The following is a 24433-nucleotide window of genomic DNA, read 5'->3' as shown; positions in this document are numbered from 1 at the left end:
GGTAAGTTCATCAGCTCAAATACTTCAGCCTGAATCAGACAATATAAACCTCATCGCCCGGATTCTTACTGGTATATCCCAACACAAGATCCGGGCGATGATTCTTTTCGAAGAGGATCACGACTCCCAGTTCTTTAGCAATATTCCACAGCCGTTCATTAAACACTTTTGGACCCCGCGCCTCCACAAATTGTATTTTACTCATCACTAAACTACCTTTTTCATAAATCTATGTCTACATTTCCCTAGATTTTAGTACTATTGTTTGTCTTATTATTGTCCATCAACTGATTATCTAAGTCAGTATAGACCAGACATTCCTAGAAACAGTCGGAGGGCACATGAGCTGTGCACAACAAGAAGGGACTCCTCTGATGGCCCATGAAGCACCACCTGAGGAGTCCCTTTTTGTGAAAAAGTATTGCTTATCTCTTAAGATTGAGTGTCAGATGGGGCAGGCTTTACCTCTTCTGGCGGAGTATTATCTTTTTTAGCCTGAAGTTTGAACTGAGGAGACGGTTCAGATAATATATTATAATTATCTCCCATTTTGGCTAAGGTCATTACTACGGCATGATAATAAGTAGACGTATTGATTTCTTTACCGTATACATCATTTATTAAGTCTAATGAATATTCACTGATTGTATTTATGTTCAACGGGATTGAAGTGTAATTCTCTAAATTGACTGTATTCGCAAAAGAAACCTTGAAATCTACTACTTTATCTGTAGGAACCAAGAATACTCGATATCCTGTTACGTTATTTTCATTGCTTCCTTTATTAAAGCTAATCCGGATATCTTTATATGTGCCAGTATTCCCCACGTTTGAGAGTCTTACTTTAGTTACCGCTTCTACTGCGGCAGAATTGGTTAACGTAATTTCATTCGAAACACCAGACAATGCAAATGTGCCGGTTGCACTGTTTCCAACTGACAATACGTAGACGTTATACGACGTACCATTAGTGATAGAATTCCCATCTATATCTGTTGCCTTAATGTCAAGAACCCGGTTAGTACTGCTGCCAGAAGTTCTTACGGCTGTATAATTTGAAGTCTGAATGTTGCTTGCTATTGAAGCATTGAAAGGTTTATTTTTAGGAACAACCATAATTCGATATTCACTTATATTCGATGCATCAGATGCATGATTGAACGATACCCGTAAATCACGGCCATCTCCAAAATCACTCACATCACTTGCAGTAACATTGCTGACCGCTTGAACTGCTTTGTTCTTAGTAAGCGTAATCACCGACGAATCAGAAGATAAAGCATTGACGCTTGAAGAATTTCCATTCGCTACAGTTAGTACATAGATACGGTAGCTTGTGTTCTCCGTAATGTAATTACCGCGAACATCTCGAGCCCTATCTAATGTTCTAGTTAACGACTTGTTTCCGCCTTTGCTCTCTGTGATGTAATAAGAGCTGCTATTGGCTTGTGATAAGTTGAAGCTGCTGTAATAAGCTGTCGGTACGACAAAAATCCGATAGTGATTGACATTTGTTTCATCGGAAGGCTTCGTGAACGTTACCTGCAAATCACTACCATCCCCATAATCATTTACATCAGCAACATTTAGATTGGTTACAGGCTGCACATTGATGTTCTTACCGAGCGTAATCGTAGACGTTGGCGAGGACAGCGCATTGCTGCCGGAATAATTGCCATAGCCTACCGAGAGAACATAGACACGGTAGCTAGTTCTATCCGTGATATAATTGCCGCGAACATCCCGAGCATTTCCCGAGAGCGTCATCCCGTAATTGTTATTTCCTGACTTGTTCACAGTTGTATAATTACTGCTGGATACATTATTAGCATCCGACAGACTGAAGCTACTGTAATAAGTTGTTGGCACAACCATGATGCGATAGTGACTAATATTAGACTCATCTGCCGCTTTAGTGAAAGATACATTGAGATCACGACCGTCGCCATAATCATATACATCGCTGGCGTTGAGATTCGATACTGCACCTACATTGCTACTATATAGCGTAATCGTATTGGAAGCCGATGATAATACGTTTTTCCCTGAGTTTTTAGCTACGGCCATAACGAATACACGATAGCTGACCCCATTCTGAATGGCATAACCGTCTGTATCTCGAGTCCCTGAAGAGAGTACTTGAGAAATATTGTAGCCCGTCTTGTTCACTTGTGTGTAATTAGAGCTGGACAGACTGTTCGCCTTGGTCAATGAAAAGTTCGAATAGTTGTTTGCTCTTACAACAAAGATCCGGTATGCGCTAATGTTAGACTCATCGGATACTTTGTTGAAGCTCACTCTCAGATCGCGTCCATCTCCATAGTCGTTGACATCATCAACTTGAGTAATAACAGGAGTAGCCGCTGTATTTGGACGTAGTGTTACGGATAAAGAAGGGAATGACAGCATATTAACAGCTGAATCAGTGCTGCTAACTAACAAGACGAATGCTGTATAAGGTACGCCGTTCTTAATGAAATCACCGGCAGAATCACGTGCTGAGGAAGACAGAGTTCCTGTCACCGTACCGCCGTTGCTTCCCGATTTATTCATTGTCGTATAGTAGCTACTGGATAAATTATTCGCAGTAGTAAGACCGAAATTGTCAGCGTCTTTACTCTTTACGATAATTACACGGTAACTCGAAACATTGTTGTCATTCTTCGGACGAGTGAAGCTAATCGAGAGATCGCGTCCGTCGCCGAAATCGCTAATATCGCTAATTTTCAAATTTGTTATTTCTACGATTGGAGACATGCTCGTTAAGGTAATCTTCTGAGAAGATTTCGATAATACGCTGGAATAAGAACCTTTTCCAACTGCAAGTACATACGCTACATAAGGCTGGTCATTTCTAATATAGTCACCGTCCACATCCCGCGAACTTTGATTTAATACGATAGAACGATCCGAGCCGGCAGGTGATACTTTCGTATAATTTGAAGCGGAGACCTTCAGGGCCGACGCCTGATTCAAGCTTTTTGAAGCCTTCACAACGAGAACCCGGTAATGATCCACAAGTGATTCAGTAGACGAATGGGAGTAGGTAACCTCGAGGTCACGCCCATCTCCTTGATTACCAATATCTCTAAGCGACACATGGCTCACTGGAGAAATACTGATATTGCTCGGAGTATCAGATTTAATAGATACGATCTGATTATACGAGTTCCAGTCAACTTCCTGATCAAGCGCTTCACTCACAAAGCGTACTGGTACCATTGTTCTGCCATTTATGATCTGTGCAGGTACATCAAGCGTAACGCTCTTGGCATTAATAGTAGCTACCTTCGATTTAATCTTGAGAACTACCGTTGAATCTCCTTTAATTCCTGTAACGGTTTGATTTTTTTGATCCCAATACACTCTTGCATCCAATGCCTCAAAAATTGCTCTAAGCGGTAGCATAACGCGCCCTTGAACCATCACTGGCGGTTGATCGGTCTTTAATTGAACCCCGTCTACAAAAATCGTGATGGCCTTTGCCGCTTGAGCGGTCGCTGGTTGCAGCAATAACGGTACAATAAGTATTGCTGCTAGAAATAAAGTCCATATTTTCTTCATAAATTCCACCCCTCCCGATGCCCTTATATTAATCTGGCAATGATAAATATCATTGTATAATTAGTACGCACAACAGATAAAAAAGTTTCGTATTTTTACCTAAACAAGAAAATTTAACCATGATAGTGATGTCACATCAGTCTTATTGGGCATTTTCCTATAAGAAATAATAAATGTACCTTCGTTGTGTCTTTTTCGACGTATTATTCATAGTACGAATGGAGAGGAAGTCATTTTTGTGATAATAAAACGAATCATTATGTAGGTATGATAGCTTCCTTCATAATATGGGGGTCAGGTAAACGGAGACAGATTATTGCCGTAGTGAAAGCGCTGCCTATTATCTCGGTAAAGCAGGTAGACCAGAACAATAGCAATACGACTGCAAACAAAAAGCTTGTCGCAAAGATTAGCGACAAGCATTGCCGAGGAGTACCTTTTAAAATCTGACTCGCTTTTACCGTTTTATTCCACCGTCACTGATAGCTCCTTCACAAGGAGGGAAGGGGAGCCATACCCATCTGGTAGGAAGAAAAGCTCTGAGCTAATTTCTTCGATAGCATTTAAGAAATCAAAGAAGTTTCCGGCTATTGTCAATTGCTTCACGGGTGATGCAATTTTGCCATCTTGAATATGGAAACCTTTTGCTGCGACTGAAAAATCTCCAGAAACCGTATTCGTACCAGAGTGAAGGCCAGATAATTCGGTACTAAGTACTCCTTCAGAGACTAAGGTCATTAACAAGTAAATTAATATATATTCTAATGAAGACGTTTTATGATAGGAGCGTTGGTAGGTAGGGAAGATTTTTAATGAACATCTATACGAAAATCAAATATTAATTATAATTTACTGCTTCTATCACCAAACTAATGGAAAATCAGAGGAAGGTGATGGAATGATGCAGCAATATAATGTAGGGGATATTGTTTATATTTTTTATCGTCATCCATATTTTCAAGAAGTTGCGAACATACAGGAAGCGGCAGTTGTGAATAATCCGAATCATCCAAATGAACTGGCGCTTTTTCTATTTGAGACATATTATCCGCTAACAAACGATATTCTAATATTTACAAGCGAAATGGCTGCTGAGCAAGCTTATCATCAGTATTTTCATTGATGAATCTTATATTCAAATGCTTTTCAACACGCTAATGAGAGAAAACAAATTATACTTGTTAAATAAGTTTTCTCTCTAAAGCTTATTTTAACACTAACTGTGATACATAAGGTTCAATATATCTACTATCGATTCCACTTGGTAAATTTAATAGTGAGAAATATTGCATTGTCTCTGATTCTTTATAATCAATTACTAAATCACCTTTAACATTTCTCGTATAATAGACGGCTGTAACGGAGTAGAATTCATCTCCATTAGAAACTTTAAGGTAATATTCTGGACCAGAAAAAATATCTAATAACTTCATGTCCTCTATTATCAAACCTGTTTCCTCTAACACCTCTCTTTTTGCGGTATCTTCTAAGCTTTCCCCTAATTCCATCAAACCACCTGGAAGCCCCCAACCTCCATCATATCTCTTTTGTAACAATAGCTCATTCTCATTATTTAAGATTAATACAACAGCACCTGGCAAAATAATAGGTTGGTGACCAACATATTGACGTAAAAATTTATAGTATTCCATCGTTTCACTCATTTCTAATTGAATAAATTTATCTGTCCTTGTTTTAATTACACAAATACCAGGGATTTCCTTCTTTAAATATTAATCATGCGGATCTTCATTTACACATTGTCTGTATAATCACAGTTTTGATGGTAACGCTAAGCCGAGATAGTCATTCAAAAAGGGGAGAATCTATTTGTACTCATTTCAACCGAATTGTTGGTCGGAGCATGATGAACTTAAGGTTGTTATGCTTTGTGCACCTTCAAAATTAGATGTAACAGATTTAACAATAGCTGAAAATGTAGGATGGGACGCTACTGTCAATCATGTGAAAGCAATGGAGAATTTCATGGAATTTAAGACAACGCTAGAAAATGCGAGTGTAGAGGTTATAGATTATTCGAAAGAGCTACCGAATGATATGAAAACTTTAAGTGAGCAGCTTATTAATAGGTACTTTGTACGCGATCTTGCTTGTGTTATAGGAAATAGTATTTTCCTTGGTGAGGCAGGTAGTTCACTAAGACGTCCAGAGTATCCACATGCGCACTCATTATTAGAAAAGTGGTTTCCAGAAAAAAATTTGAAAGTTAAACAACCTTCTACTGCATTAGAATGTGGAGACGTGCTCATTTTAAATAAGGATGCTGTACTTATTAATATTGGAATGAGAACAACGTTAGAGGCTGTTGAAAGTATCAAGAATCGTATCTTCCAAGAAGGATTTTCGGAAATTGCAATCATTGATTTGCCAAGACGCGCCGATACACTTCATTTAGATATGAATTGTAATGTAACGAACGCTAATCTGCTAATAGCTAAAAATTTTATGCGTTATTTTCCTGTACAAGTGTTCACGCCTCAAACAAGTCGTTTCGAAATGACCGAGCAATTTTTAAATCATCATGGCTTTGATGTCTACTGGCTTGAAAAATATAATACAATCCCTGATATCAATTTTATCAATCTTAATCCTGAAACACTGTTGATTAGTAAACAAGCAACGAAGCAGCGATGGACGAAGCATCCATTGTTGCAAAAAAAGAACTTAATAGAAATTGAAGTCACAGAACTTGAAAAAGGCGGTGGTGGCATTCGTTGCATGACATTGCCACTGTTAAGAAAGTAAGCAAAAGTCAGGAGGGTTGATCAAAATGACATCGAAAACAAGTAAAGGAAGATTGTCTTGGTGGCAGCTTTCGCTTCTCGGTATAGGTTGTACATTAGGAACAGGATTTTTTCTTGGGACAAGTATGGCCATTCATAAAAGTGGTCCTGCTGTTTTAATTCCTTTTTTGTTAGCGGCGATTGCTACGTACATTGTCTATGATGCTCTTGTTAAGATGTCAGTTGATAATCCAGATAAGGGATCATTTCGTACTTATGCAAAGCAAGCTTTTGGAAATTGGGCAGGATTTAGTAATGGTTGGATTTACTTGATTTCTGAGATGCTTATTATGGGCAGTCAATTGATGGCGCTTGGTATTTTTACAAAGCTTTGGTTTCCAATGCTTCCATTATGGGTTGCTGCATCTATTTATGCAGCACTTGGATTAGTCGTTATTCTTATGGGCATGAAAGGCTTTGAAAAATTTCAAAATATTTTTGGGGCGTTAAAGGCTGCAGCGGTTGTCATGTTTATAATAGTAGCGGTTGTAGTAATAATAAAAGGATTTAATACGGAAACTACTACACTCGATGCGCTGTATGCAAATTACGAGGAATTTTTCTCTCAAGGTGTGAAAGGAATTTGGCTCGGACTGCTATACGCCTTTTATGCATTTGGAGGAATTGAGGTTATGGGTTTAATGGTCATTGACTTAAAAAATCCTAAAGAAGCGCCGAAAGCTGGAAAAGTGATGATTATTACTATTACTGTCATTTTTATAATAGCTATTATGCTTGCCTTGGCACTTATTTCTTGGAAGGACTTTACTATTGAGGAAAGCCCATTTATTACAGCGCTTACTGGTTATCACATACCTTTTTTTGCAGATATTTTTAATGGTGTGTTAATTATTGCAGGTTTTTCAACAATGGTAGCATCTTTATACGCGGTCATAACGATTCTCATTACACTCGCAGAGGATCATGATGCTCCAGCTTCTCTGGCGAAGAAGGGGAAAATGAAGATTCCATTTCCTGCATTTCTCTTTTTAGCTAGTGGTTTAATCGTAACGATTGTTATAGGCTTCCTCATGCCAGAAAAGATATTTGAATATTTGGTTACAGCTGCAGGCTTAATGCTAATTTATAATTGGCTCTTTATATTAGTGACCTATATGAAGCTAATGGAGCTGTCAAAGTGGGAGCATGTGAAGAATGGAATAGGGATGTTACTCATTGCGGTGACAGTGTCTGGAACGTTAGGGGAAAAAACAAGCAGACTCGGTTTTTTCGTGAGCCTGCTTTTTATCATCTTAATAGGGATTGCGACTTGGATTGTAATGAAAAGGCAAAAACAAAGTAAGAAAGCTTAATGTTCTTTGTTCTGTGGAAAAATCAGAGAATTTTGCATACGTAAAAAAGGACATTTCGATGGACTATCATTATCATCGCTTAAAAAATACTGCTTCCATTCATTACTTCCTTTTTGCCCATACCATTTTAAATCAGGATGAGCAGGAATATCATCGTATTCGTTAATGCGTTGCCGAATAAGTTTCTTTAATTTTCGACCAAATGCAGTAGAGTCGTTTATTTCTTCAAATATCCAGCGTGGCTGGAATGCCATTAATAAAGTAGAGAAATGCCGACTCTTTCTTAATTTGTGTGCGGGCGTTGCACAAGACACAAAATAAGGCTCGCCGTTAAAACAAAATTCCCATTCATTATGTGATGGATCGGTTGGAATTTCCATTGGCCAATCAATATCATCGAATTTAGTTAAATTGTTTAAAACTGACCAAAATAAATTATTATAATCCGCAACTTCGAATTTATGCATATCATCGGGCGTTTTAAAGAAAATGGTATGTGTTGTATAGTTGCCGAATGTTTGACAGTGCTTATTGTATTCCTTTAAGCAAAGTGCTAATGTCCTTATCGATTGTTCCTCTCGTGGATCTCCGATAAAACTGTAGCGAAGATGGTTCGATAAGAAACCTTTTCTAGCTGGAATACAGGGAAACGAATTTGCTTCATCTGCAACTATGGCAGCGAAGTCGGTATATGCTGTCTGTTGCCATAATGGAAGTGTTTCAAAATGTTCTTCTATCCACTTCTTGTCTAACACTGCTACTTCCACTTGAGTCTCCTCCTTCTATACATCTTTATATTATTAAATAAAGTGCAGATGAGTGACGATGTATTTGCAAACTAAATAGGCTCATTACCATAATGTGTGGTTGATTTCTGTTCCGACTGAGCGCTTTTCCGCTGCTGCTTCGCTTTCGCACAGAGCAAAGCTTCCTGAGGACGTCCGATGAGCGCCCTGCTACTCCAATCAACCTTCGTTTTTTAACAAATATCATTCTCTATTTTTGGTAAAAAGTAAATAAACGGTCTCGATTTTATTTATCATAAAAAACATGATTAATGATATGATATAGTCCTAATATTTCAATTGTTTAACGTGAAGATTATTTACTAAGTGTTATAAATTAAGAAGTTGAAAAGAATCCAAGAAAGGGTGGTCAGGCATTTGATTTCAACTAATATAAAATTAACAAATCGTATGTTAAGGATTATAAAGAATGCAGAAGAAGAAGCTTCCTCCTCACAACAAAAATTGTTACGACCTATTTATTTCCTGCTTGCTTGTTTCAAAGAAAAAGAGGGAGCACTTGGTGAATTAGTATTAAAATGCACTATGGATGAAGCGTCTTTAAGAAAATTGGTGAATGAATTTGATCAAAAACCAGAAATGAAAGCTACAAGCCATAGCTTATTTTCTGTTCCAATATCAAATGATGTTTTAACAGTATTGGAACAAGCAATTTGCTATATGCAAAACTATAACCAAGTTTATTTAAATGAAGGTCACTTTCTTAAAGCACTTATAAAGACGAAAATGCTTGAGGAATTCGTTTCAGAAGAGGATACAAAACTGATTTTAAAGCTTGCTACGACTTCGCGGGATATGGTTACTCATCTTCGCCATTACAATTTCCCTGATGCGATTTCTACTAATATTCGTAGAGTCAATCGAGATGATAAGAACAAGCTCATTCATTTTGTAGAAAGTCATTTTTCTCAAGAGTGGTCAGAAACGATTAAGCGTGCATTTTTAAATACTACACCTCCCATATATGTAGCTTTTGATAATAAGGGAGATCTTGTCGGATTTGCTGGATTTGACATTTATCAAAATAAAAAATGTTATTTTGGCCCAATGGGTGTAGCAAAAACTAATCGAGTGAAGGGGATAGGATATTCCCTCCTCCATTATTGTTTAAAAGATATGAATGAGATGGGATATGAATATGCAATTATCGGAGGAGCGGGGCCAATCGAGTTTTATGAAAACGCTTGTCATGCTGTTGTCATTCCTGCTCCCAATTTTTAAGGAGATAAGAGATGAATATAGTTCAAGCAAGCACTATTTCTCCAGCTATTAGAAAACTACTTTCATTTGCAACTTCGGATAAAAAAGTTCAACAAGAGTATGAAAAATATATACTTTTATCGAATAGGACTTTATATAGCTTCGTAGTTGAGGGTGAAATAGTCGGTTGTATTGGGATAGAACATATCAGTTTATCAGAGTGTGAGATTAAACATATCGCCGTTTTAGTTGATCAAAGAGAAAAAGGTATTGGCAGTAAAATGATAAATTTTATGGCATGTAAGTACTCATCAATTGTTGCTGAAACGGATTATGAGGCTGTAGATTTTTATCGTCGCTATGGTTTTTTCATAACTAGCCTTGGGGAGAAATACCCTGGTGTGGAACGCTTTCTATGTCAATATAATAAATAATGAAAAAACCTGCAATGCTTGTCTTATAGTGAAAAGCAATGCAGGTTCTTTTTATAATTTTGGATTAAAGACCTTTTCGTCAAGAATGTTTAATGCATGATGAATATCCTCTAAATCATTTGTAGATGCATGTTGAATAAGTTGATGAAAGCGTTCTTCAATACAGGCGAATGCTTCCTCCATTATTTTTTCTCCATCCTCTGTAAGGCAAATATAGTGCTTTCTTCGATCCTCAGTATCGCTAATTTTTTCAATAAACTTTCTTTCCTGTAGTTTTCGTAATTCACGACTTGTATTAGGTAAGGACATATGCAGACAATCACTAATTTCAGTAGGTGTAACTGGCTGGCTTACTTTTATATATTCTAAAATTTTATATTGTACAGGTGTAATATTATCGATTTTAACGTTTTGAGTTAGTTCGTGCGTTACTTGGTGTACCGCTGCTGTAAATGCCACGAACTGATGAAATAATTGTTTTTTGTCCAAATGGGTTCACCTCTTACTGACAAGATAACAAAAAACTTATCTTAAAACAATTATCATTTGACAACTAAAATTAAATAGTTTACTATTTTGTTATCAAATGATAACTAATGGAGGCGCTTAATGAATACATTAATTATTTATACATATCCCAATCATAAAAGTTTGAATTATGCTTTTTTGCAGGAGGTTATTAAGGGTTGTCATGACAATCCTTCCATAAAGGAGACTCAAGTTTTAGATTTATACGAGGAACAATTTAACCCGATTTTAGAATTTCATGAACATAAACGTCGTCGTGATATGTTTCGTGATACAAAGCTTGAGAAATATCGTGAACAAATTAAGTGGGCTGATAAAATCATTTTTGTTTATCCGATATGGTGGGGAAGACCACCTGCAATGCTGTTAGGTTATATTGATCAATTGTTTGCGGCCAATTTTGCTTATAAAGATAAAAAGGGGCTATTTCCTGAGGGGCTTTTAAAGGGAAAATCAGTAGTGTGTATTTCAACAATGAAGGGGCCAACAAAATATCCACTCCTATGGCTGAATAATGCGCATAAAATATTAATGAAAAGAGCGTTATTTAATTTTGTTGGCATTAAACAAGTGAAGTTTTTTGAGTTTGGCAATATGGAAAGTAAGAAGGGGAGACAAAGAAAAAAACTCGAAAAAGTTTATCAATATTTTAGAAAAGTAGCTTACTAGTGCATCTGCCTAATAGACTCGTGCAAACGAAGTAGGAATCTCCTATTCGTTTGCACGAGTCATATTAATTTCTAGTGGCAGTGTTACAAAAAATGTTGTGAATTCAGCAAGCTTGCTTTCAACAGTAATTGTACCGTTATGCATATCGACGATTTTCTTGACAATAGATAGTCCTAAGCCACTTCCACCATTCTCAGCTGTCCTCGATTGATCCGCCTTATAAAATCGTTCGAATATATGATTTTGTTGTTCTTCTGTTAAACCAATTCCATTATCATGAATGGCAATAGTAATCGTATCTATTTGCTTCGTCATAGATATTGTAATAATGCCAGCAGCTGGCGTGAATTTAATGCTGTTGCTTAATAAATTCATCCATACTTGATTCATTAAGTCCTCATCCGCCATTATCGAAATGTTTTCAAGTTGAAGATCCATGTCGATATTTTTAGCTAGCCAATTTGGCTCTAGCGTTAATACGACGTTGCGCAGTTGCTTATCGAGCCGGTAATGACTTGGCTCGAAGGGGTGATGTTGTGATTCTAATGAAGTAAGCTTTAGTAAATTGTCACTTATTTTTGATAGTCGATTACTTTCCATCTCAATGATTGCTAAATAATGCTGTCGCTTATCCTCTGGTAGGTCAATGTTTTTCAATGCTTTAGCAAAGCCATTAATAGAAGTTAGAGGTGACTGAATTTCATGCGATACATTCGAGATAAATTCTTGGCGCATTCTTTCCATTTCACCTAACTCAACCGCCATATGGTTGATGCCATGTATTAATTGACCAAATTGATCTTCGTCATCTGCTTTAAGATCTAATTTGACAGTAAAATCGCCTTTAGCAATACGACTTAATGCATCTACAATCGTATTCCAATAGTTCCGTTGTTTTTTTAGCCCAATTAAAAAGGTGATGATAACAGTGCAAGCAAAAAGAACAAAAACACCGACTACGGTCCATAATTGGAGCAAGAAACCTTGTGGATGCTTGCCTAACCAATCATAAATCCAGGACGTTATGTGGTAGGAAATAAAAGCAAATACGATGCTAATGGTAAGAAGAAGCATTAAAATTAAAAAAAGCTTTAAACTATTTTTTAATCTTTTCATGAAACAAGTTCCAATCGATAGCCTAGGCCTCTAATTGTACGAATAACAAATCCACTTGTATCTTGTGGGAAACGTTGACGAAGTCTTTTAATGTGAACATCAACAGTACGTTCATCACCTTCATAATCATAACCCCAAATTTCTTCGATTAACTGTTCACGGGAAAAGGTTTTTCCAGCATAGCTTGCTAATGTAAATAATAGTTCAAATTCCTTTAAACGAAGTGTTAAAGATTTACCGTTATACAAGACTTCATGTGTATTACGATTTAACTTAATATTGCCGGCCTCCACAAGTTGAGAAAGGGAGATTTGGTATCTTTTAAGTATTGATTTCACACGAACAATCAGCTCTGCTGGCTCAAATGGTTTAACAAGATAATCATCTGTTCCAAGATTAAAACCTTTTACTTTTTGTGAAGTTTCTCCCTTTGCAGTTAACATCAAAATCGGTAGATTATCATTAAATGAACGTATTTCTTCGCATAATTCCCAGCCATCCATATTTGGCATCATAATATCCATAATAATCATATCCACCTTATCAGAATCCAATTTGGACAGTGCATCCACACCGTCCGTAGCTTCAATTACTTCTAAACCTTCATTTTGTAAAAATATCTTTATCAATTCTCGAATATGGGCGTCATCATCTACAACTAATAATTTTGTCATGCTAACAAATCCCTTCATTAATCCTCTTTAATACGTAATTGTTGTTTGGCAAACTCTCGGTACATATCATGCGTCTCAAATAAAGTCTCATGTGTGCCACTGCCTGTAATATGTCCTTTCTCTACAAAAAGGATTTGGTCTGCATCTACTACTGTTGAAAGGCGGTGTGCAATGACAAGCGTTGTTCTACCTTGCATTAAATTATCCAATGCTTTTTGAACATAGATTTCCGAATTACTATCTAGACTAGATGTTGCTTCATCTAGCATTAATATTTGAGGGTCGCGTAAAAGTGCTCTGGCGATCGAAATTCGTTGTCGTTGACCGCCAGAAAGCTTAATGCCGCGTTCTCCAACTTCTGTATCGAATTGTTCTGGTAGTTCATTAATAAATTGATCAGCATAGGCCATTTTGGCAACTTTTTCAAGCTCTTCATCCTGCACCTCTCTGTCAATACCGTAGCAAATATTTTCGCGAATCGTACCTGACAGCAGTGCACTCTCCTGAGCAACATAACCGATTTGGCTTCTCCAAGAATGTAGGGAGTACGTGTTGATAGTGGTTTCTCCGAGTGTAATACTTCCGTTAGTAGGTTGATAATATCTTTCTAACAGAGAAAATGTTGTTGTTTTTCCTCCACCACTAGGCCCGACGATAGCCGTAACTTTACCAGGTTCAATTGTAAAATTAATATTCGATAAAATCAGTTCTTCTCCATAAGCAAAGTCAACGTTTTTTACATAAATCGGCTGATTTACTTTTTCTAATGTTTTTCCTTCGAAAATATTCTCTTCTTCATGCTCAAGTAAAGCACTGATTCGCTCTGTAGCACCCATTGCTTTTTGAAGCTGTGTAAAGAACATCGTTAATTGAGTCATCGGCATAATAATTTGGATTAAATATAAAATAAATGCTACCATGTCGCCAGCTGTAAGTTCTCCTGAAGAAACTCGTACACCACCATAACCAATAATGGCTACAAGGACTGACATTAATACAAACGAAATTAATGGTGAAATAAGTGCATGGATTTTTGCTTCTTTTAAGCCAAACGTAAAGAGGTTTGTAATGCCCTTTTTGCCACGCTCATATTCAATATTTTCGGCATTTGAAGCTTTTACTAATCGTGTTTCAGGTAAAACTTGATTGAGCACCGACGTAAATTTTGCTGTCTCATCTTGCATTCCTTTTGAAATGACAAACATACGTCTTCCTAGAAGCATTAAAATAACCATAGCAAGCGGAACAGCAATTAGCATCACTAATGTCATTTTCCAATCTAAGATTAATAGAATGATGATGGAGCCAATAATGGAAATAACACCAGATAAACAGTTTGCAAGGTGTTCTGTAATAAGCTCCTTAACGACAGCTGTGTCATTCGTAACACGACTTAATGTTTCACCTGTATCGTTCTCATCATAATAAGGGATAGGTAAATGAAGAAGCTTTCTCCAAAGTTGATCGCGTAATTTCGCGACAACATGATGTCCGACACGATTTAAATAATAGATTGAAAGTCCACTCGCGATAGCTTGCGCGATAAAAGCAATGCCTAATATAATAATTTGCCAATAATCAAGTGATTCTAATGAAAAGCCATCGACTAATTTTTTTGTGAATAACGGAACGATAAAGCCAACGCCTGTAGTCGCTAAGCTCATAATTAATGAAATAATTAAAAGCCACATCGGTGGCTCAGCCTGTCTGACTAAGCGAACAAAGCGTCGCCAATCCTTCGTTTTAGTAGTATCTTTTAATGTCTCTTGCAACGTTAAAATCTCCCTTCAATTTCTTCAACTAAAATATGAATCCTTTATGTTTCTTACTATAACATGACTTTATGAACTGAATATGAAATGAGGTGGGATAATAAGGAAAAAGGTTACTCAAAATTCTGAGTAACCTTTTGTGTGTTCATGATGTACTTATAAGAGCATTTTAAAACACTCATTTTATTAAACTATTAACCAGTAAAATCCTCCTTATAGTTACTAAGAAATATAAGCAGTATTCACCCCGCACTAACTCCCCTTAAATGATTAAGTGTCACTTTATCCCGCATTAACGGGCAGTAGGACTCCCCTATTAAAGTTCAGCGCAAGATAAGAAGTAAGATATAAGATAAACTGCCCGTAAAAGCCCGATTGGTGAAGACTAATAATCAGTGGGGGGAAAGAAACCCCACTGATTAAGTTTCACTTTATTTGCTGGTGCTTCTGATTACCAATTTTAATCTGAATGAGGATCATGGCAATGACGATGACCAACATACCAATAGTTGCGGCTGTAAAACTGCCTGTATAATCTCGGACAAGACCAACAAAAAATGGGCCAAGTGCGGCAAAAATGAAGCCGACCGATTGAGTCATAGCTGCTAAAATACTTGCTTCCTTAATGTTTTTGGCTTCATCAATTGGTAATGTTAATCCTAATGAGAATAAGCCACCTGCACCTATGCCAATGAAAAGACTACTGAGCCAAGGGTTTACGGAAAATAGAAGCATGGATAGACCGATTAATTCTAACAATGAACAACCCACTAACCATACAGCTCTATGTTGAAAACGATTATTTAAAATCGGTACAAAAAAAGTTGCAGGCATTTGGGCAACCGTTAATAGTGTCAACATCATGCCAGCCTGTTGTTTACTATAACCCATATCTTCTACTATAGGTGGCAACCAGGCCATGATTGTATAAAACATGAAAGCCATTAAGCCAAAAAAAGCAGTTAATAACCAAGCTTTTTGATCTGTAAAAAGTTTCTTTAAATTATTATCAGAACCTGAAGCGTCTGAGCCAGTGTTAGTGAATGGCTCTTTCTCAATTGGTTTCCACCAAAAGAAAACAGCGATGATAGCAAGAATAGCCCATGATGCAGCAGATGCTTGCCATGTATGAAAAAGGGCGCTTAAAGGTAAGGAAAGCCCTGAGCCAAGTGAAGCTCCTACAACTAATGCTAACGAATAAATACCAACAATACGAGAAGGATTCGTGAAATTTTGTTTAATAAAGCCTGATAGTAAAGGCCCTGCAATAGCGATACCAATACCAGCAAGAAAGGCTGTTAGTAGCATCACCCATGCAGAGTAGGCAAAAAACCTTGCAGCTGTTGCCAGCCCAATAAGAATAAGTGAGTAAGCAATGGCTCGTTCGATGCTAAAGCGATTGGCAAGTTTTATTGCAAATGGTGCAAATAAGCCCATACATAGTACTGCTAGTGATGTTAATAAACTTGCAGTAGCGGCGCTCATTTGTAATGACTCTCGTATGGTTCCTAACAAAGGCGAAACGGAAGTTATCACGGGTCTTAGATTAAAGGAAGCTAAAATAATAGCGATAATTGGTATAATCGTTCGTTTTACATTCATTCTCTTTCAACTCCATCTATAGCTAATAATAATTACAAATTGAAGTCTATAACAATACAAATGATTGAACAATACTATTATTACTATTATGATGATAGCTACAAACTATGATAGGTAGTGATATAGTGGAAATTCGTCATCTTCATTATTTTATGGCTGTTTGTGAGGAGTTACATTTTACAAAAGCAGCTGAAAAACTTGGTATTTCCCAGCCGACTCTAAGTCAACAAATTCGCGTACTTGAAGACGAGGTTGGTATGCCGCTGTTTGATCGGATTGGCAAAAAAATTGTACTCACTGAGGCAGGCTCAATGCTATTAATTTATGGAACAGAAATATTAGATACGTTGCAAAATGTCAAAGACGCCATTAAAGATTTACAGGATATGAAAAGTGGTCATATACGAATAGGAATTATGCCATCTGATCTAGACTATCGAATTACACAGCTTGTCATCGATTTTCACCAAAAGTTTCCTAAAGTTAAATTAAAGATTATGTCGTCCATCGAAATTGTGCGACAAGTTCTTGAAAATGAAGTTGATATTGGCATTGGTATTAACGTCCTACCAAATGACCGACTCGTTACGATTCCTTTATGTAGGGAGCAGTACGTGCTAACTGTATCGAAAGAGCATCCAATGGCAAATCGAGAAAGCATAGATATAGCAGAGTTGAAAAATCTACCAGTGATAATGTATCCAGAAGGTTTTTTTGGGCGTGAAATTGTGGAGGACACTGTAAAAAAACATGGTTTTCAATTAAATTCTGTGCTAGAGACATCTTCAGTTACGTCGATTATTAATCTTGTTAAAGCGAATATAGGTGCAACTGTACAGCCCTATCCGTTAATAATAGAGATGAATGATCCTACCTTGCATATCATACACATTCAGGACGACGCACCAAGCCGTAGTTTATCGATTATTTATCGAGTAGATCGTTATGTAAGTCAAGCAACAAAAGCTTTAATTGAACAAATTGAAGTTTATTTCCAAGGCTAGTCCGAAAGTGGGCTAGCTTTTTCTATTGTTTTGAATAGTGAATGCTCTAGGAAAATGAAAAATAAATAAAAAATGTGTTCCTTTTTTTGGATAGGTACCATATTATACTATAAACCGACAGTCGGTCTATTAATATAAACATCTCTTGCTTTTCATAAAATAGTCACCATGTTGACATTTTAAAAGTCGTTACGTATTATTTAGTAAACATGATGACTAAATAGAGAGGTGTTCCATATGGATTTAAATCAATTATTAAAAGAATTACATTTCATGCAGCAAAGTTATGCGACATTGTTTTCAGTAGTCAATAAAGTTCAAATAAAAGGAGATGAATATTTAGATATATTAACTTCGAGACAGCATATGGCTCTTATTGCCATTGCCCATTTACCAGTAGAAAATACAACACTTGTAAATATCGCTAAAAAGCTTGGTACAACTAAGCAGACTGCGAATAAGTTAATAACGAGTCTTGCGAAAAAAGGATATGTCCAAACGATACCAAGTAAATTAGATAAAAGAGCCATCAATGTCGAGATTCCTTCAGAGGGAAAAATAGCATTAATTGCTTGTTCGGAAAAATCTACTTACTTTTTAGCAGATATCTTTAAAGACTTTACAACTGAGGAAATTGAAACATTGTGGAAGCTATTGCAAAAGCTATATCGTTTTGATGGTGAGGAACTTGATGGATATGAAAAAACAGTAAATATGGAGGTAGAGGAACCAGAACAGATTTCGGACTTCCAAGAGAGAGTATTAGCGGAGTTATTCAAACGACGATATGGAGATGAAGAACGCCATGATTAAAGGAGACACATCATTTTTTTATACTCAAAAAACAAAAGATGCTGAGCAAAAGTTAAAAGAAAAAATCCCACTTATGAAACGGAAAATAAAGAAATCTGCGTATGACATTAAGGAAAAACTTCGTCGGAATTCAAAAATTAGTCGTACTGGAAATTATGTCTCCATTATTACGGGGATCTTATTACTAATAATGTCTTGGAGTTCGCAAATTGAGTGGCTCATTTGGTTAAGTTCGATAAGTATTGTTAGTAATGTCTTTCTTCTTACAATACAAAACTATTCTACACTTTCAAAAAGGTCATGAATGTTAAAGAAGGGGGTCTAATGAATGGAATCACAGATAAAAAGAAAAAGCTTTTCAAAAGATTTTAACCTGATGGTGATTGGGCAAATTATTTCTATTTTAGGTTCTGCACTTTTAAGGTTTGCCTTATCACTTTATGTATTGGATATTACAGGACGTGCAGATCTTTTTGCAGTACTGTTTGCGATATCAAGCGTTCCAATATTATTAGCACCGCTTGGAGGAGCCATTGCTGACAGGTTCAATCGACGCAATTTAATGGTGATATTCGATTTTGCGAGTAGCATAATTGTGTTTGTTTTCTTTGCAATGCTAGCGATTGGTAATAGTTCTGTTTTGCTTATTGGTGTTGTGATGGTACTGCTTTCCCTTGTTAGTGCTATGTATGCACCTGCAGTGATGGCCAGTATTCCGGTTCTTGTAGAAGAGGAAAAGCTTGAGCAAGCTAATGGAATTGTTAATGGTATTCAAGCATTGTCTAATGTAGCTGCTCCTGTATTAGGTGGAATACTATACGGTTTGATTGGCTTAAAAGTGCTAGTTGTGGTGAGTGGTGTGTTCTTTTTCCTTTCGGCCATATTAGAGATGTTTATTCATATTCCATTTATGCAACGAAAGCAGAACGGTCATATTATTCCGACGCTGGTAAATGATTTAAAAGAGGGCTTTAGTTATGTTGTGAAGCAATCTTTTATCTTCAAATGTATGATTTTAGCGGCATTATTAAATTTATTATTAACACCGCTGTTTGTCGTAGGTGTACCGATTATTCTCCGTGTTACAATGCAAAGTAGTGATACATTGTACGGAGTAGGGATGGGGTTAATCGATTTTGCTACGATCTTAGGAGCTTTATCTATGGGGTATTTTGCAAAAAAAATGGGTATCACTAATTTGTATAGTTGGATTTTCATTACTGCTTTATTGATTGTCCCGATGGCTGTAGCCGTTACGCCTCTCCTGCTGAATATGGGCTATTATCCATCTTATATTTTATTTGTTTTGAGCGCACTTTTAATCGCTATGATTATGACAATCATCTCCATCTATGTTATTACGCTTGTACAAAAAGAAACCCCAAATGAAAACTTAGGGAAGGTCATGGCTATTATCATTGCCATTTCACAATGTATGGCACCAATTGGGCAAATAGTGTATGGCTTATTATTCGAAGCATTTAGTGTTAAAGTCTATGTTCCTATTTTAATGATATGTATTGCCATGGTAGTGATGGCAATTGCCACAAAAAGGATTTTGCGATTTGAAAAGAGCGAGGCAGCAAATTGATTCTCGCTATCCACCTTTTCTTTGAGATTTTTAATATGTATTCCTTATTAAGGAGCTTCACTTGAACAAGCGATTAATGATATAGGGGAGCAAATAAAGGGCATTGATGAATAAAAAAACCGCAGTAAAATCAAATTTATAAATCTTGATTTACTGCGGTTTTATTTTGTACAATTCTTACTAAAAAAATAGTTTTCGACTTATGCCCCGGCTTTAGATTTGCAGCATTAAAACCATCTTCTCCGATGCCTAGGTGATATTCTTTGTAGTGTTTGGAACTCAGCAGACGAGTGGGGTGGCTGAGGGATACGTTCAATATTAGAAACTTTATGATGTTCTGAGTGTTCTTTTTTTGAAAAAATGATATTTTTAGTATTGTTCAAAAATGGTGTAGATAGCTGATTATATTCCACATGGTCTTCTATATAAGCTGATTCAGTAGAGTGAGTAATATTTTGAGTACTAGTTAAGAAAGGAATAGTTTGCGGATTAAATTCGATATCGTCTTCTAAATATGTTGTTTGTAAAGAAGAGGAAGAGTTTTCTACTATTTCTTCTGTCGGAGTATTGTTTTGAATGTTATTAAGGAGCGGTACGGTGTGTTCATTATTACCTGTAACAATAGGAGAGTCGTTTTGACTTTGTACTGATGAATGCTCTATTTCATGTGGGATTTCAGCATGTGGCTGTTGCACAGGGTGAACGTCCTTCATAACGAGTATTGGTCTCATCATATCATGATCTTCATGCTCTAGGAAATGGCAATGCCACATATAGTGGCCCACATGATCTTTCCAATGCATAATAATTTTTGTCATCTTCCCAGCTTCCGCTTTTACAGTATCCTTCCAACCTTGCTCATAGTCATGGGGTTCTTCAGGTGGACCTATAAATGTAAGTTTGCCTTCATTTTGATATAGCTCCATATCGAAAGGGCGTCGTTCTAGTATTTTAAATTGAATTAAATGTAGATGAATAGGGTGATCAAACGGTGTGGCGTTAATAAAATTCCATATTTCTATACTATCAAGTGTAGGCTTTTCAGTAGCAGGGTCATGATACATACGATTATTTAATAATAACATTGGTCGACCAAAATTATCTGTTGTAGCTGTTAAGGGTAAATGTCTTTCGATATGTGCATCGTGTGCATGTAAATCCATTGATGTAGCAAGTCTTTCTGGAATTTCACTAGTATCCTCACACAGTAGAGGAAGACACACTTTAAACTGCATGATGACGCTTGTATGTTCATCAATAAAATCCTCATCAGAGTTAACTAACGTTATTTCTTGACCTTCGCATTTTGAAAAATCAACAATGACATCTGTTCGTTCTGCCGGCAATAACTCAACAGATTGAATTTCATGAGGGGCTGATAAAAAGCCTCCATCTGTTCCGATTTGTATCATATGATCTCCATTTGAAAGGCTAATGAGATAACCTCTTCTATTGGAGCCATTGAGAAAACGAAATCTATATTTACGAGGTTCGACATTTAAATAAGGCCAAACCTTCCCATTTACGACGATAGTATTACCAACAAATCCAGGTGTAATAGATGGATGTACAGGGACTGGGAATGGTGGTTCATCAGGATAGAATAGAGAGCCATCTTCATTAAACGATTTATCTTGAATTAAGATGGGATACTCATAGTCACCACAAGGTAAGTTAGAACGTTCTTCTAGTGAATCCCGAAGTAAATAAAAGCCCGCTAATCCCGCATACACATTTAAACGAGTAAGCGCCATTGCATGATCATGATACCACAGTGTTGTGCCAGGTTGATGATTAGTGTATTCGTGTATTTCTTTATTGAACTTTGGGCCTGTTTGCGCATAATCTCTTGTATACCATGCCTCGGGATGTCCGTCACTTTCCCAATCGACATTTGCGCCATGTAAATGTGTAACAGTTCTTACTTCCTGCGAATCGTTTGCCGCATGAAGTGTAAAATCGATTGGTAAAAAGTGCTTTAAGGGCAATTGATTTTTATATCTAACATAAATGCTCTTGTCTTTTTTAGCTTCAATAGTTGGTCCGGGATAAAGCCCGTTATAGCCCCATATAATTGATTTTGGGAAATCGGTGTGGAAACAATGCTCTGCTTGCATCATTTTAAGTTCATAATAATCTTTTCTTTGTTGCCCTTTATAGTATTTTGGTTTAGCGGTCACCGGTTTTGGTAGTTCATTCACAAATTTTGGTATTGTTGTTGGATCGGTAGGATTAACTTCTTTAGTCAAAACATCACGTCCCTTTATTAATTCTTAAAATTGCTAATTACCTCATAATATGGGTAAAAATAATGGGCGACAAGGACAATAATGGAGATAATTTTGCGAATAAAAAAATACTGATATTTAAGCATCAGCAGGAGTTCGATATTCCAAGCAAAGAAAGGGTGTTTGAGCAACTGTGAAAAATTTCAAAATCCAGTTGAGCAAGTAGATTGTAAGTGGTATGCGCTAAATCAGGACGCAGTGCGAACTGTGTTATATATGAATTAGCGATGGTTCAAAGCTATAATTTTACTTTCTCTTTGCAATGGTGAATAGGAATTTTTACATTAAAAAGATTACCTTTTTTTAAGGCTGAACGAAAAAGAGAAAAATTGCTACCCGAATCATTTGAAAACGGTATGTTATCAACGTACAATATATGAAATTAAGAAACACGACAGCACAAAATTGTTGTATAATGTTGTGGTATGAGGAAAGAAAGCAGGTTGACAAAAATGGAAAGCAAAATGAATGTATACGCAGTTATAAACATGCAAAAGCATCAGGCATTCGTGTTAAAGAATAAGCTAGATGTGAAACATAAGGTGAATATATGAAAAACTGGTTGATTTTCATTGCTGTCTTTATGGTTTCGTTGTCACTTGTCATTAGTATTTTAGTACTCTGGAAAGCCGAGGCTCCATTCGATTCAATTGAAGAACAGGCTGAACAGTTGGCACTTGATGCCAAAGCCCTCGCAATTGTCTCGGAGTCCTACACATATAATGGCAAACATTCGTATGTCACTGTGTTCGGGGTAGATGAATATGGTGATAAAAAAGCTGTCTTTGTTCCGACGAATCTAAAAGCTGATTCGATTAAGGATGTATATTTAAAAGATGGTATTACGGAAAAGGAAGCATTATCGGTTTTAAAAAAGGAAGGAAATGTACAAAAAGTCCTCAATGTGAAATTAGGCTATGAGGAGCCAGGTGCTGTTTGGGAAATTTCATATCTAAACGATCACGATAAGCTCAACTATGTCTATATTATGTTTAAGGACGGCGACTGGTGGAAGCGCATTACGAATTTATAAGAGGAGTAGATCCCGAATGAAAAATTTATTAGCAAACCGTGTAAAAACTTTAACACCATCTTCAACTTTAGCCATTACTGCAAAAGCGAAGGAGTTAAAAGAGCAAGGTATTGATGTTATTGGCCTAGGCGCTGGTGAACCAGACTTCAACACGCCACAAAATATTTTAAATGCTGCCATTGACTCAATGGAAAAAGGCTTAACAAAATATACACCTGCTGGCGGTCTTCCGGTACTCAAGAAAGCTATTATCGATAAACTTCAACGCGACAACAATCTTACATACAAGCCGAATGAAGTAATTGTAGGTGTTGGGGCAAAACATATTCTTTACACTTTATTCCAAGTTATTTTAAACGAGGGCGATGAAGTTATTATTCCGATTCCTTATTGGGTATCTTATCCAGAGCAAGTTAAATTAGCAGGCGGTGTACCAGTTTATGTGGAAGGCACACGTGAGCAAGGCTATAAAATTACTGCTGATCAATTAAGAGCTGCTGTGACAGATAAAACAAAAGCAGTAATTATAAACTCTCCTAGCAATCCAACAGGTATGATTTATTCCCGCGAAGAGCTAGCTGAAATTGCTGCAGTTGCAGAAGAAAAAGATATTTTAATCGTGTCAGATGAAATTTATGAAAAGCTTGTATACAATGGTATTGAGCATTTTTCAATTGCACAGCTATCTGATGCAGTGAAAGCACGTACAATCGTTGTAAACGGTGTTGCCAAATCTCACTCTATGACAGGCTGGCGTATCGGGTATGCTGCAGGGGATGCGGACATTATTAAACCAATGACTGACCTTGCATCACACTCTACTTCGAACGCAACAACAACTGCACAATATGCAACAGTGGAAGCCTATAATGGATCACAAGACGCTGTAGAAGAAATGCGTCAAGCATTCGAAGCACGTCTTGAAAAAATCTATCCACAGTTAAGTGCAATTCCTGGCTTCAACGTATTAAAACCACAAGGTGCATTCTACTTATTACCAGATGTAGCAGAAGCTATGGCTCATACTGGCTATGATTCTGTAGATGCATTCGCTGCGGATATTTTAACAGAAGCAAACGTAGCAGTGATCCCAGGTTCTGGCTTTGGTGCACCAACTACAATGCGATTATCTTATGCTACATCTTTAGACTTATTAGAAGAGGCAGTCCGTCGAATTGATACATTTGTAAAATCAAAATGGCAAGACTAATCCTTTTAACCA

22 protein-coding genes are annotated in these 24433 nt (G+C 36.8%); 11 read left to right on the top strand and 11 right to left on the bottom strand.

The features are described from left to right. Nucleotides 1-34: 34 nt before the first annotated feature. The 3 genes from ABNX05_RS16875 to ABNX05_RS16865 form a co-directional block, all read right to left on the bottom strand. A complete protein-coding gene (locus tag ABNX05_RS16875; RefSeq protein WP_349660825.1) occupies nucleotides 35-205 on the bottom strand; it encodes a hypothetical protein in 171 nt (56 codons plus the stop codon). A gap of 227 nt (nucleotides 206-432) precedes the next feature. Beyond that, complete coding sequence (locus ABNX05_RS16870; protein ID WP_349660781.1) at nucleotides 433-3564, bottom strand: stalk domain-containing protein; 3132 nt, start codon at nucleotides 3562-3564, stop codon at nucleotides 433-435. 465 nt (nucleotides 3565-4029) lie between these two features. Then, on the bottom strand, nucleotides 4030-4302 hold the full coding sequence (locus ABNX05_RS16865) for a metallopeptidase TldD-related protein (RefSeq protein WP_349660780.1): 273 nt from the start codon (nucleotides 4300-4302) through the stop codon (nucleotides 4030-4032). Nucleotides 4303-4462: 160 nt separating this feature from the next. Here ABNX05_RS16865 and ABNX05_RS16860 point away from each other — a divergent pair, with 160 nt between their 5' ends. After that, nucleotides 4463-4687, top strand: coding sequence for a transcriptional regulator SplA domain-containing protein (locus ABNX05_RS16860; protein WP_349660779.1), 225 nt, complete (start codon nucleotides 4463-4465; stop codon nucleotides 4685-4687). A gap of 82 nt (nucleotides 4688-4769) precedes the next feature. Here the strand turns inward: ABNX05_RS16860 and ABNX05_RS16855 are convergent, their stop codons facing one another. Next, nucleotides 4770-5228, bottom strand: a complete 459-nt coding sequence (locus ABNX05_RS16855; RefSeq protein ID WP_349660778.1) for an NUDIX hydrolase — start codon at nucleotides 5226-5228, stop codon at nucleotides 4770-4772. Between the two features lie 166 nt (nucleotides 5229-5394). Between ABNX05_RS16855 and ABNX05_RS16850 the strand changes: the two genes are divergently transcribed. Further along, nucleotides 5395-6330 carry an arginine deiminase family protein gene (locus tag ABNX05_RS16850; protein ID WP_349660777.1) on the top strand — a complete coding sequence of 312 codons (936 nt, stop codon included), beginning with the start codon at nucleotides 5395-5397 and terminating at the stop codon, nucleotides 6328-6330. A 25-nt stretch (nucleotides 6331-6355) separates the two neighbouring features. Beyond that, nucleotides 6356-7681: an amino acid permease gene (locus ABNX05_RS16845; protein WP_349660776.1), complete on the top strand. Its 1326-nt coding sequence runs from the start codon at nucleotides 6356-6358 to the stop codon at nucleotides 7679-7681. Here ABNX05_RS16845 and ABNX05_RS16840 read toward each other — a convergent pair. Continuing rightward, on the bottom strand, nucleotides 7678-8448 hold the full coding sequence (locus tag ABNX05_RS16840) for a YqcI/YcgG family protein (RefSeq protein ID WP_349660775.1): 771 nt from the start codon (nucleotides 8446-8448) through the stop codon (nucleotides 7678-7680). The two genes, ABNX05_RS16845 and ABNX05_RS16840, sit on opposite strands and share 4 nt — an antisense overlap. A 363-nt stretch (nucleotides 8449-8811) precedes the next feature. Here ABNX05_RS16840 and ABNX05_RS16835 point away from each other — a divergent pair, with 363 nt between their 5' ends. Beyond that, a complete protein-coding gene (locus ABNX05_RS16835; RefSeq protein WP_349660774.1) occupies nucleotides 8812-9708 on the top strand; it encodes a GNAT family N-acetyltransferase in 897 nt (298 codons plus the stop codon). Between the two features lie 11 nt (nucleotides 9709-9719). Then, nucleotides 9720-10121, top strand: coding sequence for a GNAT family N-acetyltransferase (locus ABNX05_RS16830; protein WP_349660773.1), 402 nt, complete (start codon nucleotides 9720-9722; stop codon nucleotides 10119-10121). Between the two features lie 51 nt (nucleotides 10122-10172). Here the strand turns inward: ABNX05_RS16830 and ABNX05_RS16825 are convergent, their stop codons facing one another. Then, on the bottom strand, nucleotides 10173-10610 hold the full coding sequence (locus ABNX05_RS16825; protein WP_349660772.1) for a MarR family winged helix-turn-helix transcriptional regulator: 438 nt from the start codon (nucleotides 10608-10610) through the stop codon (nucleotides 10173-10175). A gap of 120 nt (nucleotides 10611-10730) precedes the next feature. Here ABNX05_RS16825 and ABNX05_RS16820 point away from each other — a divergent pair, with 120 nt between their 5' ends. Beyond that, the gene (locus tag ABNX05_RS16820; RefSeq protein ID WP_349660771.1) at nucleotides 10731-11318 is read left to right on the top strand and encodes an NAD(P)H-dependent oxidoreductase; all 588 of its coding nucleotides are present in this window, start codon (nucleotides 10731-10733) and stop codon (nucleotides 11316-11318) included. 42 nt (nucleotides 11319-11360) lie between these two features. Here the strand turns inward: ABNX05_RS16820 and ABNX05_RS16815 are convergent, their stop codons facing one another. The 4 genes from ABNX05_RS16815 to ABNX05_RS16800 all read right to left on the bottom strand — a co-directional run bounded on the left by ABNX05_RS16815 (nucleotide 11361) and on the right by ABNX05_RS16800 (nucleotide 16482). Further along, on the bottom strand, nucleotides 11361-12434 hold the full coding sequence (locus tag ABNX05_RS16815) for a HAMP domain-containing sensor histidine kinase (RefSeq protein ID WP_349660770.1): 1074 nt from the start codon (nucleotides 12432-12434) through the stop codon (nucleotides 11361-11363). Next, entirely contained in the window at nucleotides 12431-13108 is a 678-nt protein-coding gene (locus ABNX05_RS16810) for a response regulator transcription factor (RefSeq protein ID WP_349660769.1), read from the bottom strand. The genes ABNX05_RS16815 and ABNX05_RS16810 overlap by 4 nt, the downstream gene beginning before the upstream one ends. Before the next feature lie 17 nt (nucleotides 13109-13125). Beyond that, the gene (locus ABNX05_RS16805; RefSeq protein ID WP_349660768.1) at nucleotides 13126-14880 is read right to left on the bottom strand and encodes an ABC transporter ATP-binding protein; all 1755 of its coding nucleotides are present in this window, start codon (nucleotides 14878-14880) and stop codon (nucleotides 13126-13128) included. Nucleotides 14881-15306: 426 nt separating this feature from the next. Further along, nucleotides 15307-16482: an MFS transporter gene (locus ABNX05_RS16800; protein WP_349660767.1), complete on the bottom strand. Its 1176-nt coding sequence runs from the start codon at nucleotides 16480-16482 to the stop codon at nucleotides 15307-15309. A 125-nt stretch (nucleotides 16483-16607) separates the two neighbouring features. On the opposite strand from ABNX05_RS16800, the gene ABNX05_RS16795 reads away from it, so the two are divergent. The 3 genes from ABNX05_RS16795 to ABNX05_RS16785 all read left to right on the top strand — a co-directional run bounded on the left by ABNX05_RS16795 (nucleotide 16608) and on the right by ABNX05_RS16785 (nucleotide 19890). Further along, nucleotides 16608-17486 carry a LysR family transcriptional regulator gene (locus ABNX05_RS16795; RefSeq protein WP_349660766.1) on the top strand — a complete coding sequence of 293 codons (879 nt, stop codon included), beginning with the start codon at nucleotides 16608-16610 and terminating at the stop codon, nucleotides 17484-17486. Between the two features lie 237 nt (nucleotides 17487-17723). Next, the gene (locus tag ABNX05_RS16790) at nucleotides 17724-18299 is read left to right on the top strand and encodes a MarR family winged helix-turn-helix transcriptional regulator (RefSeq protein WP_349660765.1); all 576 of its coding nucleotides are present in this window, start codon (nucleotides 17724-17726) and stop codon (nucleotides 18297-18299) included. A 328-nt stretch (nucleotides 18300-18627) separates the two neighbouring features. After that, nucleotides 18628-19890, top strand: coding sequence for an MFS transporter (locus tag ABNX05_RS16785; RefSeq protein ID WP_349660764.1), 1263 nt, complete (start codon nucleotides 18628-18630; stop codon nucleotides 19888-19890). Nucleotides 19891-20117: 227 nt separating this feature from the next. Here ABNX05_RS16785 and ABNX05_RS16780 read toward each other — a convergent pair whose 3' ends face one another. Continuing rightward, nucleotides 20118-22139, bottom strand: coding sequence for a multicopper oxidase family protein (locus ABNX05_RS16780; protein WP_349660763.1), 2022 nt, complete (start codon nucleotides 22137-22139; stop codon nucleotides 20118-20120). 589 nt (nucleotides 22140-22728) lie between these two features. On the opposite strand from ABNX05_RS16780, the gene ABNX05_RS16775 reads away from it, so the two are divergent. After that, nucleotides 22729-23211: a cell wall elongation regulator TseB-like domain-containing protein gene (locus ABNX05_RS16775; protein ID WP_349660762.1), complete on the top strand. Its 483-nt coding sequence runs from the start codon at nucleotides 22729-22731 to the stop codon at nucleotides 23209-23211. Between the two features lie 16 nt (nucleotides 23212-23227). Next, nucleotides 23228-24421 carry a pyridoxal phosphate-dependent aminotransferase gene (locus tag ABNX05_RS16770; protein ID WP_349660761.1) on the top strand — a complete coding sequence of 398 codons (1194 nt, stop codon included), beginning with the start codon at nucleotides 23228-23230 and terminating at the stop codon, nucleotides 24419-24421. Nucleotides 24422-24433 lie beyond the last annotated feature (12 nt).

The organism is Lysinibacillus zambalensis (genome assembly GCF_040183165.1).
Lineage (GTDB): Bacteria > Bacillota > Bacilli > Bacillales_A > Planococcaceae > Lysinibacillus > Lysinibacillus zambalensis.
Note: the sequence above shows the minus strand (reverse complement) of the source record. Positions and strands in the feature narration are given on the sequence as shown.

Coding starts and splice junctions, on each gene's coding strand:
- ABNX05_RS16770 (WP_349660761.1), top strand. CDS start 23,228: ATGAAAAATTTATTAGCAAACCGTGTAAAAACTTTAACACCATCTTCA.
- ABNX05_RS16800 (WP_349660767.1), bottom strand. CDS start 16,482: ATGAATGTAAAACGAACGATTATACCAATTATCGCTATTATTTTAGCT.
- ABNX05_RS16820 (WP_349660771.1), top strand. CDS start 10,731: ATGAATACATTAATTATTTATACATATCCCAATCATAAAAGTTTGAAT.
- ABNX05_RS16860 (WP_349660779.1), top strand. CDS start 4,463: ATGATGCAGCAATATAATGTAGGGGATATTGTTTATATTTTTTATCGT.
- ABNX05_RS16870 (WP_349660781.1), bottom strand. CDS start 3,564: ATGAAGAAAATATGGACTTTATTTCTAGCAGCAATACTTATTGTACCG.
- ABNX05_RS16875 (WP_349660825.1), bottom strand. CDS start 205: ATGAGTAAAATACAATTTGTGGAGGCGCGGGGTCCAAAAGTGTTTAAT.
- ABNX05_RS16785 (WP_349660764.1), top strand. CDS start 18,628: ATGGAATCACAGATAAAAAGAAAAAGCTTTTCAAAAGATTTTAACCTG.
- ABNX05_RS16815 (WP_349660770.1), bottom strand. CDS start 12,434: ATGAAAAGATTAAAAAATAGTTTAAAGCTTTTTTTAATTTTAATGCTT.
- ABNX05_RS16845 (WP_349660776.1), top strand. CDS start 6,356: ATGACATCGAAAACAAGTAAAGGAAGATTGTCTTGGTGGCAGCTTTCG.
- ABNX05_RS16775 (WP_349660762.1), top strand. CDS start 22,729: ATGAAAAACTGGTTGATTTTCATTGCTGTCTTTATGGTTTCGTTGTCA.
- ABNX05_RS16865 (WP_349660780.1), bottom strand. CDS start 4,302: ATGACCTTAGTCTCTGAAGGAGTACTTAGTACCGAATTATCTGGCCTT.
- ABNX05_RS16830 (WP_349660773.1), top strand. CDS start 9,720: ATGAATATAGTTCAAGCAAGCACTATTTCTCCAGCTATTAGAAAACTA.
- ABNX05_RS16790 (WP_349660765.1), top strand. CDS start 17,724: ATGGATTTAAATCAATTATTAAAAGAATTACATTTCATGCAGCAAAGT.
- ABNX05_RS16810 (WP_349660769.1), bottom strand. CDS start 13,108: ATGACAAAATTATTAGTTGTAGATGATGACGCCCATATTCGAGAATTG.
- ABNX05_RS16855 (WP_349660778.1), bottom strand. CDS start 5,228: ATGAGTGAAACGATGGAATACTATAAATTTTTACGTCAATATGTTGGT.